Source organism: Cellulomonas terrae (assembly GCF_007990265.1).
GTDB classification, from domain to species: domain Bacteria; phylum Actinomycetota; class Actinomycetes; order Actinomycetales; family Cellulomonadaceae; genus Cellulomonas; species Cellulomonas terrae.
Genome location: NZ_BJWH01000002.1, coordinates 249,400 through 262,321, shown reverse-complemented (window position 1 = coordinate 262,321; position 12,922 = coordinate 249,400). Strand labels below are relative to the sequence as shown.

The following is a 12,922-nucleotide window of genomic DNA, read 5'->3' as shown; positions in this document are numbered from 1 at the left end:
ACGCTCCCGCGTTGTGACCTTCGACCACCTCGACGCCCGCGCGGCCGACCTGGACCTCGCGCACGCCGCGACCGACCTGCGCGAGCGTTTCCTGCTCCCGCCCGGCGTCGTCTATCTCGACGGCAACTCCCTCGGCGCACTCCCCCGCAGCGTGCCGGCCGCGGTCCAGGACGCCGTCGAGCAGCAGTGGGGCCACGACCTGGTCGCGTCGTGGAACACCCACGGGTGGTGGGACGCGCCGTTGCGGGTCGGCGACGCGATCGGCCGGCTCGTCGGCGCAGCGCCCGGCCAGGTCGTCGTCGGCGACTCGACGAGCGTGCGCCTGCACCAGTCGCTGCATGCTGCGGCGGCGCTACGTCCGGGTAGGTCCGTCGTGCTCACCGAGCCCGGGTCGTTCCCGACGGACCAGTACGTCATCGCGGGCGTCGCCGCGCAGGTCGGCTGGCGCGTCGAGCACGTCACCCCTGCCGAGCTTCCCGGGAGGCTCGGCCCGGACGTCGCCGTCATCGTCCTGTCCCACGTGGACTACCGGACGGGCCAGCTGCTCGACCTGCCCGGGATCACCGCGGCCGCCCACGACGCCGGCGCGCTGGTCCTCTGGGACCTGTGCCACTCCGCGGGTGCCGTGCCGGTCGGGCTCGACGAGCACGGCGTCGACCTCGCGGTCGGCTGCGGGTACAAGTACCTCAACGGCGGCCCCGGAGCGCCCGCGTTCGGCTACGTGGCAGCCCGGCACCAGGACGCGTTCGTCAACGTCGTCCCGGGGTGGCACGGGCACGCCCAGCCGTTCGCGATGGCGGACGAGTACGTGGGCGCACCCGGCATCTCTCGCGCCCGCATCGGGACGCCGCCGATGCTGTCGCTGCTCGCCCTCGAGGCGGCGCTGCGGGCGTTCGACGGCGTCGACATCGGCGACGTCCGCGCACGCTCCCTGTCGCTCACCCGGTTCCTCCGGGACGCGATCGCCGACGTGCTGCCGGGCTCCGCGTTCGCCTCGCCGGAGGCAGACGCGACGCGCGGCTCGCAGGTCGCGCTGCGGCACCCCGACGCGTACGGGATCGTGCAGGCGCTGGCCGCGCGCGGGGTCGTCGGGGACTTCCGCTCGCCCGACGTGGTCCGCCTCGGCGTCGCCGCGCCCTACCTGACCCACGCGGACCTGGTGACGGCCGTGCGGGCGCTGCGCGACGTGCTGGACGGCGGAGAGCACCGCGACCCCGCCTGGGCGACGCGGAACCCCGTGACCTGACCTACTCGCGCACCAGCCCGAGGTGTCTCGTCTCGCCGTCCCACACCGGCAGCAGACCACGGACCAGGTCGACCAGACGGTCCGGGAAGACCTCGATGTCGACGCGGTCGAGGTCGTCCAGCGACCACCAGCGCACCTCGTCGATGACGTCGTGCTCGAGCTCCGTCCAGCCGGCACGGTCGACGGCGTCGAACGCGGACGCGGGCACCCGCGCGAGGTAGAGGATCTCGTCCTGCCGGCAGTGCTCGGCATAGAAGTCGAAGATCGCGGACCGGGTGAACACCGGGCCGACGAGATCCTCGACGACGAGGACGATCCCGGTCTCCTCGCGGACCTCGCGCACGGCAGCGGACGACGAGTCCTCGCCGTCGTCGATCCCACCGCCGACCGTGAACCACCAGCTGCGGTCGGGCTGGTCCACGTCGTGCCCGCGGATGAGCAGCACCCTGTCGTCCTCGTCCAGCAGGATCACGCGCGCCGCCTCGCGGAAGAGCAGGCCGTCGTCACCGCGCCGCCACTCCGGGCCGAGGCCGTGCACGGGACCGCCCCCGTCCGCGCTGGACCGCGAGGGGACGGCAGAGGCCGCGGACGACGCGTCCGCGGCCTCCGACGTGACGGGGTCCTGCGTCACCAGCCGCGCTCGGCGAGACGGTGGGGCTCCGGCACGTCCTCGACGTTGATGCCGACCATGGCCTCACCCAGACCGCGGGAGACCTTGGCGATGACGTCCGGGTCGTCGAAGAACGTGGTCGCCTTGACGATCGCGGCGGCACGCTCGGCCGGGTTGCCCGACTTGAAGATGCCGGAGCCGACGAACACGCCCTCGGCGCCGAGCTGCATCATCATCGCCGCGTCGGACGGGGTCGCGATGCCGCCCGCGGTGAACAGGACGACCGGGAGCTTGCCCGCCTGGGCGACCTCCTTGACCAGGTCGTACGGCGCCTGCAGCTCCTTGGCGGCGACGAACAGCTCGTCCTCGGGCAGCGACGTGAGGCGGCGGATCTGGTCGCGCAGCGTGCGCATGTGCGTCGTCGCGTTCGACACGTCACCGGTGCCGGCCTCGCCCTTGGAGCGGATCATCGCCGCGCCCTCGGTGATGCGGCGCAGTGCCTCGCCCAGGTTTGTGGCACCGCAGACGAAGGGGACCGTGAAGGCCCACTTGTCGATGTGGTGCTCGTAGTCGGCGGGGGTCAGCACCTCCGACTCGTCGATGTAGTCGACGCCGAGCGACTGGAGCACCTGCGCCTCGACGAAGTGGCCGATGCGGGCCTTCGCCATGACGGGGATGGAGACGGCCTCGATGATGCCGTCGATGAGGTCGGGGTCGCTCATGCGCGCGACGCCGCCCTGGGCACGGATGTCGGCCGGGACCCGCTCGAGCGCCATCACGGCGACCGCGCCGGCGTCCTCGGCGATCTTCGCCTGCTCCGCGTTGACGACGTCCATGATGACGCCGCCCTTGAGCATCTCGGCCATCCCCCGCTTCACGCGGGCGGTGCCGATGACGCCGGCGTGCGTCGCGGTGGTGGGCTGGCTGTTCTCGCTGGTCACGTCGAGCCTCGCAGATCCTCGTGCGGTGTGGGGACGGCCACCAGGGCGGCCGGATCGGTCAATCGTAGTCCGTCGCGCCGGGGGTCCCGGCGTCGTCTCAGGCGGGCGGAGCGCTCTCCACCGGGCCCCGGCGGGTGCCGGGTCGACCGAGGTTCTCCGGCCAGGCGTCGTCCAGCTCGAGGCTGCGCGGCTCCGGGGCGTGCCCGGCGAGCCGCAGCAGCCGGACGAGCGGACCGCGCCGCGCTCGCTGCGTCTGGGCGACGGCCTCGTTGTGGAAGCGGCGGGCCAGCTGCACCCGGTACCAGGACGACGCCAGCAGGTCCACCAGCTCGTCGCCCGCGGGGTCCGCCCGCAACGCGGCCACCTCGTCGGGGTCGTCCAGCGCCTCGCGCAGCGTCGCGGAGAGCTCGCTCTCGATCCCCCCGCGGTCGACCGCCAGGAGCGCCGCCCCGCCGACCGGGAGGTCGTCGGGACCGACGAGCGCGAGCAGGTCGCCGGGCAGCTCGCTCGCCCCGGTGGACAGGGCCGCCCAGGCCGCTTCCCCGACGAGGACGGAGCTCACCGGGTCGAGCAGCCCGGAGGTCGCCAGCTCGGCCGCCACGGTCGCGCGTCGCACGAGCTGGGCGTCGAGGACCGCTCGGGAGGTCCCGACCTTGCGGTGCAGCCGGTCGAGCCGCGTCGCCGCCACCCACACCCACCACAGGGCGAGCGCGAGCACGATCGTCACGTAGACGGTGATCTCCGACCATCTCATCGGGACTCACCCCGACCCCGGCGCAGCTCGAGCAGCCGGGCCCCGCGCACCGACGACGGGTCCTCGCCGACGGGGGCGTCACGACCGGCGACGACCATCTCGTAGACGGCGAGCACCTGGTCGGTCACGGTCGCCCAGTCGTACTGGCGCACCACCTCGAGCGCGTGCGCGGAGACCGTGGCGCGCAGGTCCGCGTCCCGCAGGACGCGCACGAGCGTGGCAGCCAGGTCCGCGCTGTCACCGGTCCGGAACAGCACGCCGGCGGCGCCGTCGTCGAGCACGCGCGAGAACGCGCCGAGGTCGCTCGCGACGACCGTTGCGCCGGCACTCATCGCCTCGACGAGCACGATGCCGAAGCTCTCGCCACCCGTCTGCGGGCCGCAGTACACGTCCACCGAGGCCAGCAGGTTGGCCTTGTCCTCGTCGGAGATCCCGCCGAGGAACTCGACGGCCGACGCTGCCTCGTCTCCCAGCAGCTCACGGACCTCGTCGGGTCCGGTCTCGCCGCGGCCCGCCACCAGGAACCGCGCCCCCGGGATCTCGGCCAGGACCAGGGGGACGGCGCCGAGCAGCACCGGCAGCCCCTTGCGCTCCTCGTCCAGCCGGCCGAGGAAGGCGATGGTCGGGCGCTCGGGCGTCCCCGTCCAGCGCGGGTCGGCCGTCGCGGCCGTGAACGCGTCGACGTACACACCGTTCGGGATGACGACCGCGTCGCCACCCATGTGCTCGACCAGCGTGCGCCGGGCGTCCTCCGAGACGGCGATCCGCGCGGAGATCTTCTCCAGCGACTGCCGCACCAAGGGGTAGGCCATCTGGAGCGGGCGGGACCGGATGAGGGCCGTGTGGAACGTCGCCACGATGGGTCCGTCGGCGATCCACAGCGCCAGCATGCCGAGGCTCGGCGTGACCGGCTCGTGCAGGTGCAGGACGTCGAACTCCCCCGCCGCGAGCCACTTGCGCACCCGGGCAGCCGTGACCGGGCCGAACGTCATGCGGGCGACCGCACCGTTGTAGCGCACGGGGATCGCACGCCCGGCCGCGGTCATGTACTCGGGGATCGGCGTGTCGTCGTCCGCCGGTGCCAGGACCGAGACGGTGTGCCCCCGCGCGATCAGCGCCTCCGCCAGGTCGCGGACGTGGAACTGGACGCCGCCCGGCACGTCGTAGGAGTACGGGCAGACGATGCCGACCCGCAGCGCCCGCTCGGCGCGGCGCGGGCTCATCCGGCGCTCCCCTGCGCGGCGAGCGTCGCGGCGTAGCGCTCCGGGTCCAGGTCCTCGACGAACACCTTCTGCAGCATGTGCCAGTCCTGCGGACGTTGCCGGACACCGGCGGCGAACTCGTCGACCCACGCCTGGGTCATCGCGCGCACCCGGTCGGCTCGCGGCACGTCCTCGGGCAGCTCGATGGCCCTGTTGAACTGGATGACGATGCCCCACGGCGAACCGGCCGCACGACGCTGGGCGCCCCGGAGGCGCTCGTAGGAGATGACGGTCGTCACCAGCGGCGCGCCCGTCGTGATGGCCAGCGCCGCCGGACCCGCGGCCACCCGCGCCCGGTGCCCGAACAGGTCGACCTCCAGACCCTTCGAGGTGAGGTCGCGGTCGGCCAGCAGCGGCAGGATCCCTGCACCGTCACGCGCTGCACGCACGAGCTTGCGGAAGACGTCGCCATCACCGGTCAGTGCGTGGATCGTGATCCCGATGCTCGCCCGGAACGCCACGAACTCCTGGAACAGCGCCTCGGGCTCGAGGCGTTCCGCGACGGTCGTGACCGGGGCGATCTCGCGCGAGCACCACGCACCCGCGAGGTCCCAGTTCCCCGTGTGCCCGAGCGCGAGGACGATGGCCTGGTCCTTGTCCGTGTGCACCCGGACGTTCTCCAGGCCGACCACCCGCACGCGCGCGTCCACGCGGTCGGGGGTCATGCTCGCCAGGGCGAACGCCTCCCCGAAGTACCGCATGTACGACCGCATGCCCAGGCGGCCCAGCCGGCGCACGCCCCGCGCGTCGAGCTCGGGGCGGACGCGCGCGAGGTTCTTCTCCAGCTGCTGCACCCCACCGCCGCGACGCAGCCACGTGACGTCCGCGGCGGCGTCGCACAGCGCGCGCAGCACGGGCCCGGGCAGCTTGCCGGCGACCTTCCACGCGGTCGCGTAGGCGCGGGCGACGTCCACCTTCACCCCGCCACCTGCGCCGCCTGGCGGTACACCTTGGACATCCGCTGCACGATCGTGACGGCCGACGCCAGCGTGAGCAGGCCGAGCACGACCGTGAGGACCACGGTCGGGGCGCCGACGCCCACGGCGAACGTCGCCACGAGCACGAGGGCGAGACGGTCCGCGCGCTCGGCGATCCCGCCCGACGCGGTCATGCCCAGCCCCTCGGCGCGTGCGCGGGCGTACGGCACGATCGAGCCGAGCACGAGGCACGCGAGCGCGAGGACCGCGGAGAGCCGGTCGTCGCCACCCGCGGTGAACCAGAGCACGAGACCGGCGAAGATCGCGCCGTCACCGAACCGGTCCAGCGTCGAGTCGAGGAACGCCCCCCACGGCCCTGACCGTCCCGCCTGCCGCGCCATCACGCCGTCGAGCGAGTCGGTGAGCACGAACACGGCGATGACGAGCGTGCCGAGCAGGAAGTTCCCGGTGGGGAACGCCCAGAGCGCGGTCACGACCACCACGAGCGTCCCGCCGATGGTCACCGCGTCCGGGGAGACCCCCAGGCGCAGCAACGCCTTGGCGATGGGTGTGAAGAAGCGCGTCATCGCACCGCGCAGTCCGTTCAGCACGTGCCGATCATCCCTTCGGTGCGGTCGGCCAGGCGGCCGACAGCCGGGTCCGCGTGTCGCTGAGCAGCTCGGGCAGCGCGCGGCTGCGGGCCACGATCGGCAGGAAGTTCGAGTCGCCGCCCCACCGGGGCACCACGTGCTGGTGCAGGTGCGCGGCGATCCCCGCACCGGCGACGTCGCCCTGGTTCATGCCGAGGTTGAAGCCCTGCGGCGCGAAGACCGTCCGCATGACGTGCATCGCCGTCCGGGTCAGCGACGCCACCTCGGCGACCTCCGGCTCCGTCAGCTCGGTGTAGTCGGCGACGTGCCGGTACGGGCACACGAGCAGGTGCCCCGAGTTGTACGGGTAGAGGTTGAGCACGACGTACGCGAGGGCACCGCGCGCGACGACCAGCCCGACCTCGTCGCTCAGGGTCGGGATGCGGCAGAACGGGCAGCCCTCGCCGGCGGCACCGTCGACGGGCTTGTCCTGCCCGCCCAGGTATGCCATCCGGTGCGGGGTCCAGAGCCGCTCGAACCCGTCCGGTACGCCCGCGAAGTCCTCGGCGGACTCGGTCACGTCAGACCTGCACGCGGTCGCGCACCGCCGAGACGATCCGCTCGATCGCCTCCGCCACCGGCACGCCGTTCTCCTGGCGTCCGTCCCGGTACCGGAACGAGACGGCACCCGCGTCCGCGTCCTCGCCGCCGGCGATGAGCACGAACGGGATCTTCTGCGTGCTGGCGTTGCGGATCTTCTTGCCGAACCGGTCGTCGGAGCGGTCGACCTCGGCCCGGATCCCGTGCGACCGCAGCTGGTTCACCACGTCGTCGAGGTAGCCCTCGAACGGCTCGGCGACCGGCACGGCCAGGACCTGTACCGGGGCGAGCCACGCGGGGAACGCCCCGGCGTAGTGCTCGGTGAGCACGGCGAAGAACCGCTCGATCGAGCCGAACAGCGCGCGGTGGATCATCACCGGGCGCTGCCGGGTGCCGTCGGGCGCGGTGTACTCCAGCTCGAACCGCTCGGGCAGGTTGAAGTCGAGCTGGATCGTCGACATCTGCCAGGTGCGGCCGAGCGCGTCCTTGGCCTGCACGGAGATCTTCGGGCCGTAGAACGCGGCACCCCCCGGGTCGGGAACCAGGTCCAGCCCGGACGCCTCGGCCACCTGCCGCAGCGTCTCGGTCGCCTCGTCCCAGACCGTGTCCGAGCCCACGAACTTGTCCGGGTTCTTGGTCGACAGCTCCAGGTAGAAGTCGTCGAGACCGTAGTCCTTGAGCAGGTCGAGCACGAAGGTGAGCAGGCTGGTGAGCTCGTCCTTCATCTGCTCGCGCGTGCAGTAGATGTGCGCGTCGTCCTGGGTGAACCCGCGCGCGCGGGTCATGCCGTGCACGACCCCCGACTTCTCGTACCGGTAGACGGTGCCGAACTCGAACAGCCGCAGCGGAAGCTCCCGGTACGACCGTCCGCGCGCCGCGAAGATCAGGTTGTGCATCGGGCAGTTCATCGGCTTGAGGTAGTAGTTCTGCCCCTGCTTGCGGACGTGCCCCTCGGCGTCGCGCTCCTCGTCGAGGACCATCGGCGGGTACATGCCGTCGGCGTACCAGTCGAGGTGCCCCGAGATCTGGAACAGCTGCTCCTTGGTGATGTGCGGGGTGTTGACGAAGGAGTACCCCGCCTCGACGTGCCGTCGCCGCGAGTAGTGCTCCATCTCCATGCGGATGATGCCGCCCTTGGGGTGGAACACGGCCAGCCCGGAGCCGATCTCCTCCGGGAAGGAGAACAGGTCGAGCTCGGTGCCCAAACGACGGTGGTCGCGGCGCTCCGCCTCGGCGATGCGCTCGAGGTAGGCGCGCAGCTCGTCCTTGGTGGGCCACGCGGTGCCGTACACGCGCTGGAGCTGCGGGTTCTTCTCCGACCCGCGCCAGTACGCGGCTGCCGAGCGGGTCAGCTGGAACGCGTTGCCCAGGACCTTGGTGCTGGGCACGTGGGGCCCGCGGCACAGGTCCTGCCAGACGACCTGCTCGCTCTCGCGGCCGGCGCCCCGGACGTTCTGGTAGATGCTCAGACCCCCCAGGCCGACCTCGACCGACGCGCCGTCGGCGGCCTGCGGGTCGCCCTTGAGCCCGATGAGCTCCAGCTTGTACGGCTCGTCGCGCAGCTCGGCGCGCGCCTGCTCCTCGGTCACGTCCCAGCGCCGGAAGGTCTGGCCCTCCTTGGCGATCCGGCCCATGACCTTCTCGATCGCCTTGAGGTCGTCCGGGGTGAACGGGGTGTCGACGTCGAAGTCGTAGTAGAAGCCGTCGGTGATCGGCGGTCCGATGCCGAGGCGTGCCTTCGGGTTGATCTCCTGCACGGCCTGCGCCAGCACGTGCGCCGCGGAGTGCCGCAGCACCGCGAGGCCGTCGGGCTCGTCGACGGTGACGGCCTCGACGACGGCGCCGTCGGGAAGCGGCAGGTGCAGGTCGCGCAGCTCACCGTCCACGCGGGCGACGACGACGTCACGCCGGGAGGAGTACAGGTCGGTACCCGTCGTCCCCGGCTCCACCGTGGTCGCGATCCCGTCGACGGTGAGGGTGATGAGCTCGGGCACCGGTACAGCCTCCTTCGTGGCCGCTCGCCCTGGCGGCGAGCCCCTCGATGCTACCGGCGGGCTCGTCGACCGCCGGACCTCATATGCACGGCAGAAGGGGCCGGCCTGGTGGGGCCGACCCCTTCTGATCGAGTGGGCGATACCGGACTCGAACCGATGACCTCCTCGGTGTGAACGAGGCGCTCTACCAACTGAGCCAATCGCCCGTCGTGCGCGAGGACCGCCGATCGCGACACGCTGGGTGCCATGATGACGACGACCCGCGGGTGACATCGAGGAGGATGCTACCCGGCTCGGGTCGAGATTCCGAACCGGACTCCCGAAGGTTCGTTGCAGGTCATCGCGCCGAAGTCAAGGGACCTGCGGTCGCCAGGACGGGTGCAGTCGCGCGTCGCCGGACCATCGGGGCGCGTCCCTCCGGGTGAACTCGGGCCCGGTACCGGTCCAATCGGGCACCTGGCCTGCCATGATGGGACCTCCAGCCCTTGTGAACAGGAGGACCCGATGCCGAGCTCGACTTACGACGTCGTCGAGGTCGTCGCCATGCAGCTCATCGGTTCCGACGCCAGCGTCATCCCGGTGAGCGCCGAGTTCTCCTTCAGAACTTCCGATCCGTACACGGTGCGCGCGGTCTTCACGGGCCCCCACACCATGTCGACCTGGCTCATCGGCCGCGAGCTCCTCTCCTTGGGGATGCACGCGACGGCTGATGCTCCCGCCGGGACCGGTGACGTGCAGGTGTGGCGCGACGAAGACCCCGACTACACGCTCGTGTCGCTCAGCGGAGTCGAGGGCAGTGCGCTGCTGGCCGCTCCCACCGAGCCGATCGAGCGTTTCCTCGCCGGGACCGAGGCCCTCGTGCCCCTGGGCACGGAGAGCGACCGGATGGAAGGCGAGATCACGGCGCTCATCGCCGCTCTCCTGACCGCCTGACACAGATCTTCTCCACGACCGGTTCCGCCTCGAGGCGGGGCCGGTCGTCGTGTGTCACGGGTCGAGGTCGTCGGCCAGCCGCGCCTGGAAGAGGTGCTGCGCCTCGAGCGAGACCGGTCCGAGGTCGATGTCGACCCCGTCGAGGCTGGCCACCGGCGACACGTTGCGGATCGAGCCGCTCATCATGAGGTGTGCCGACCCCGCGGCGACCTCGTCCAGCACCTCGTACCGGAGCTCCCCCGCCGCCGCCTCGCGGACCGGGAGGCCTGCGGCGGCCGACCACTCCAGCAGCAGCTCGCGGGTGATGCCGGCCAGGCAGCCGCTCGACAGCGGCGGGGTGACCAGCTCCCCGTCGCGCTCGACGAAGACGTTCGACGCGGTGCCCTCGCACAGCTCCCCGACCGTGTTGGCCAGGACGGCCTCGTCGGCGCCCCGCCGGTACGCCTCCGCGACGGCGACGACGTTCTCGGCGTAGGACGTCGTCTTCAGGCCGGCGACCGACGACCGCTCGTTGCGGACCCACGGCACGCGGATCACCCGGGAGACCTCGGACCGCGCTCCGGGTCCCGCGAGCACGAGGATGCTCGGGTGCTGGTCCTCGGCCGCGAACCGGTGCGAGCCGAGCGGCCCCGGCCCACCCGTCAGCGTGATGCGCAGCCGACCGACGTCGGGACCGGCGTCCGCGAGCACCGCGGCGACACCCTCCCGGATCGCGCCCTCGTCGGGAGCGGCGAGGCCCAGGCCCTCCGCGGACCGCTTCAGGCGTCGCAGGTGACGGCTCAGCGCGAACGCCGTGCCGTCGTACACCGCGCAGGTCTCGAAGACGCCGTCGCCGACCGTGAGCCCGTGGTCGACACCGGACAGGAGGAGGTCCTCGGGACCGTGCAGACGACCGTTCGACCAGATCACGACACTCATCGGGTCAGTCTGTCATCGTCCCTGCGCCCCCACCCGACGCCAGGCCGACGAGCCGCGCGGCCTTGAGCTCGGTCTCCGCCCACTCACCCTCCGGGTCGCTCCCCCACGTGATCCCCGCGCCGGTGCCGAACCGCAGCACGTCGTCTGCCCACCAGAACGTCCGGATACCCACGGCGAGCTCGGCCCGCACGCTCCCGTCGGCACCGACCTCGATCCACCCGACGGCCCCGCAGTACGGACCGCGCGGGGTCGTCTCCAGCGCCGCGATGATGTCGAGCGCCGACGACTTCGGTGCACCCGACACCGAGCCGGGTGGGTAGGTGGCGTCGAGCAGCCGCGTCCACAGGTCAGCGGCGGCGGCGACCTCGTCGGTCAGCACGCCCTGCACCGTGCTCACCAGGTGGACCAGACCGGGGTGACGTTCCTCACCCAGCAGTGTGGTGACCTCGACCGTGCCCGGGACGCAGACCCGCTGCAGGTCGTTGCGGACCAGGTCGGTGATCATGACGTTCTCCGCACGGTCCTTGTCCGTCATCGCGTCCGGCGTCGCGGCCGTCCCCTTGATCGGGCCGCTCGTGACGACGCCGCCCTCGACGCGCAGGAACAGCTCCGGCGAGGCGGTGACCACCCACACCTCCCCCGGCACCTGCACCCCACCCGCGTACGGCGCCGGGTTGCCCGCTCCCAGCAGCGCCCCGAGGGCGCGGGCGTCGGGCTCGCCGGGCAGCGGAGCGCTCAGCACCCGGCAGAGGTTGGCCTGGTAGACGTCCCCTTCCTGGATGTGGTCCCGCACCCGACCGACCGCGGCGACGTACTCGGCTCGGTCGAGCGAGGACGTCCACGACGTCGGCGACGGGCCGCTCCACCCGCGACCGTCCCCGGGTCCCGCCGGGCCGACCGCCTCGAACCGCCACGCGCGCACCGACCCCTCGAAGTCGCCGACGACCGCCCACCAGCCGGGCTCCGTGAGCCGCTCCGGCTGCGCCCGGACGTCCACGACCTCGACGACGCCGGTCGCCTCCACACCGGCGAACCACGCGACGCCACGCCGACTGACGGTCTGCTCGGGCACGCCCACACGCTACCGAGCAGCAGCCCGGCAGCCTGCGATCCGCGCGATCACCCGGGTGCCCGGAGCCAGTTGGACTCTCGCGGAGATCGTCAGTTAGAGTTCGGGACGCACACGGAACACCGGTGAATGCCGGGGAGACGTGCTGTGCGGACGTGGCTCAGTGGTAGAGCATCACCTTGCCAAGGTGAGGGTCGCGGGTTCGAATCCCGTCGTCCGCTCGGAGGCAGACACTCCTGATCGGCTGACCGCAGCCGCTGAGGACTGCGGTCTCACGGTGGAGTGGCCGAGTGGCGAGGCAGCGGCCTGCAAAGCCGTATACGTGGGTTCGAATCCCATCTCCACCTCGTATCACGATGCAGTACCCGTGGTTCACCATGGGCGATTGGCGCAGCGGTAGCGCGCTTCCCTGACACGGAAGAGGTCACTGGTTCGATCCCAGTATCGCCCACCATCATCACCGCAGGTCAGAGGCCGTTTCGGATGAATCCGGAGCGGCCTCTCCCCTTGCCCGGCGCGTCCTCCCGAGGCTCAGCGCCCCTCGACGTCGAACGCGGGCGCGAACCGCAGCTCGCCGCTCGGCGGAGGGCCCCAGAACGTGACCTGCTGGACGGCTGCGCGGTCCAGGTCGAGGTACGACAGCGGCCCGTCGCCCGTGAAGCCCATCCGGCCGTAGATGGCCGGGTCACCGATCAGCGCACATCCGCGCGCGCCGTGCTCCCGCAACCACCGCAGACCCTCGGCCACCAGTGCCCGTCCGATCCCCTGCCGTTGCCGGTCGAGCCGGACGGAGATCGGCCCGAGCCCGAACCAGCCGTCGTGCGAGCCGTCGATCGTGACAGGAGAGAACGCAGCGTGCCCGACGACGTCGCCGTCGTCCTCCGCCACCAGCGAGAGCGTCAGGTCGCCGGACGCGCGCAGCCTCCGGATGATCGGCGCCTCGGAGCCGTTGCTGAACGACTGCGGCTCGAAGGCGGCGGTGGTCAGGCGGTCGATGGCGTCGTCGTCGTCGGGGCGTTCGGGTCGGATCAGCACGTCGTCTCCGGGCTCGCGGGGCGCGCCCGTCGCGGGCGCGCCCCGCAGCGTAT

Annotated in this window: 13 protein-coding genes and 4 tRNA genes; 5 read left to right on the top strand and 12 right to left on the bottom strand. The window is 72.1% G+C overall.

The genetic code is table 11. From position 1 onward, the window contains the following. The first annotated feature begins 13 nt into the window (after positions 1–13). Positions 14–1,246: a kynureninase gene (gene kynU / locus CTE05_RS03330; protein ID WP_146844683.1), complete on the top strand. Its 1,233-nt coding sequence runs from the start codon at positions 14–16 to the stop codon at positions 1,244–1,246. 1 nt (position 1,247) lies between these two features. Here kynU and CTE05_RS03325 read toward each other — a convergent pair whose 3' ends face one another. The 9 genes from CTE05_RS03325 to CTE05_RS03285 all read right to left on the bottom strand — a co-directional run bounded on the left by CTE05_RS03325 (position 1,248) and on the right by CTE05_RS03285 (position 9,120). After that, on the bottom strand, positions 1,248–1,877 hold the full coding sequence (locus CTE05_RS03325; RefSeq protein WP_186814720.1) for an NUDIX hydrolase: 630 nt from the start codon (positions 1,875–1,877) through the stop codon (positions 1,248–1,250). Continuing rightward, positions 1,874–2,797 carry a pyridoxal 5'-phosphate synthase lyase subunit PdxS gene (pdxS, locus tag CTE05_RS03320; protein WP_146844681.1) on the bottom strand — a complete coding sequence of 308 codons (924 nt, stop codon included), beginning with the start codon at positions 2,795–2,797 and terminating at the stop codon, positions 1,874–1,876. Before pdxS ends, CTE05_RS03325 begins: the two co-directional genes overlap by 4 nt. Positions 2,798–2,894: 97 nt before the next feature. Then, complete coding sequence (locus tag CTE05_RS03315) at positions 2,895–3,551, bottom strand: hypothetical protein (RefSeq protein ID WP_146844680.1); 657 nt, start codon at positions 3,549–3,551, stop codon at positions 2,895–2,897. Beyond that, positions 3,548–4,774 (bottom strand): glycosyltransferase family 4 protein, encoded by a 1,227-nt coding sequence (locus CTE05_RS03310; protein ID WP_146844679.1) that lies wholly within the window; start codon positions 4,772–4,774, stop codon positions 3,548–3,550. Before CTE05_RS03310 ends, CTE05_RS03315 begins: the two co-directional genes overlap by 4 nt. Beyond that, a complete protein-coding gene (locus CTE05_RS03305) occupies positions 4,771–5,733 on the bottom strand; it encodes a phosphatidylinositol mannoside acyltransferase (RefSeq protein ID WP_146844678.1) in 963 nt (320 codons plus the stop codon). Before CTE05_RS03305 ends, CTE05_RS03310 begins: the two co-directional genes overlap by 4 nt. Next, on the bottom strand, positions 5,730–6,341 hold the full coding sequence (gene pgsA, locus CTE05_RS03300) for a phosphatidylinositol phosphate synthase (RefSeq protein WP_146844677.1): 612 nt from the start codon (positions 6,339–6,341) through the stop codon (positions 5,730–5,732). Before pgsA ends, CTE05_RS03305 begins: the two co-directional genes overlap by 4 nt. Positions 6,342–6,348: 7 nt before the next feature. After that, a complete protein-coding gene (locus CTE05_RS03295; RefSeq protein WP_146844676.1) occupies positions 6,349–6,900 on the bottom strand; it encodes an HIT family protein in 552 nt (183 codons plus the stop codon). Position 6,901: 1 nt separating this feature from the next. Continuing rightward, the gene (gene thrS / locus CTE05_RS03290; RefSeq protein ID WP_146844675.1) at positions 6,902–8,914 is read right to left on the bottom strand and encodes a threonine--tRNA ligase; all 2,013 of its coding nucleotides are present in this window, start codon (positions 8,912–8,914) and stop codon (positions 6,902–6,904) included. 133 nt (positions 8,915–9,047) lie between these two features. Next, positions 9,048–9,120: transfer RNA gene (locus tag CTE05_RS03285), tRNA-Val, on the bottom strand. Between the two features lie 298 nt (positions 9,121–9,418). Between CTE05_RS03285 and CTE05_RS03280 the strand changes: the two genes are divergently transcribed. Beyond that, positions 9,419–9,847 carry an SsgA family sporulation/cell division regulator gene (locus CTE05_RS03280; RefSeq protein ID WP_056095121.1) on the top strand — a complete coding sequence of 143 codons (429 nt, stop codon included), beginning with the start codon at positions 9,419–9,421 and terminating at the stop codon, positions 9,845–9,847. A gap of 54 nt (positions 9,848–9,901) precedes the next feature. Here the strand turns inward: CTE05_RS03280 and CTE05_RS03275 are convergent, their stop codons facing one another. Both CTE05_RS03275 and CTE05_RS03270 read right to left on the bottom strand, forming a co-directional pair. Continuing rightward, positions 9,902–10,765: an aminotransferase class IV gene (locus CTE05_RS03275; RefSeq protein WP_146844674.1), complete on the bottom strand. Its 864-nt coding sequence runs from the start codon at positions 10,763–10,765 to the stop codon at positions 9,902–9,904. Positions 10,766–10,769: 4 nt separating this feature from the next. Further along, entirely contained in the window at positions 10,770–11,837 is a 1,068-nt protein-coding gene (locus tag CTE05_RS03270; protein WP_246123229.1) for a chorismate-binding protein, read from the bottom strand. Between the two features lie 146 nt (positions 11,838–11,983). Between CTE05_RS03270 and CTE05_RS03265 the strand changes: the two genes are divergently transcribed. From CTE05_RS03265 to CTE05_RS03255, 3 genes are all read left to right on the top strand, one after another. Next, positions 11,984–12,055, top strand: a tRNA-Gly gene (locus tag CTE05_RS03265). 55 nt (positions 12,056–12,110) lie between these two features. Further along, positions 12,111–12,181 (top strand) — tRNA-Cys (locus CTE05_RS03260). A 32-nt stretch (positions 12,182–12,213) separates the two neighbouring features. Beyond that, positions 12,214–12,288 (top strand) — tRNA-Val (locus CTE05_RS03255). Between the two features lie 77 nt (positions 12,289–12,365). Here the strand turns inward: CTE05_RS03255 and CTE05_RS03250 are convergent. Beyond that, positions 12,366–12,869, bottom strand: coding sequence for a GNAT family N-acetyltransferase (locus CTE05_RS03250; protein WP_146844672.1), 504 nt, complete (start codon positions 12,867–12,869; stop codon positions 12,366–12,368). Positions 12,870–12,922 lie beyond the last annotated feature (53 nt).

Bases quoted from the DNA above. Each gene is read 5' to 3' on its own strand.
- CTE05_RS03315 (WP_146844680.1), bottom strand. From the start codon at position 3,551: ATGAGATGGTCGGAGATCACCGTCTACGTGACGATCGTGCTCGCGCTC.
- CTE05_RS03310 (WP_146844679.1), bottom strand. From the start codon at position 4,774: ATGAGCCCGCGCCGCGCCGAGCGGGCGCTGCGGGTCGGCATCGTCTGC.
- CTE05_RS03280 (WP_056095121.1), top strand. From the start codon at position 9,419: ATGCCGAGCTCGACTTACGACGTCGTCGAGGTCGTCGCCATGCAGCTC.
- CTE05_RS03275 (WP_146844674.1), bottom strand. From the start codon at position 10,765: ATGAGTGTCGTGATCTGGTCGAACGGTCGTCTGCACGGTCCCGAGGAC.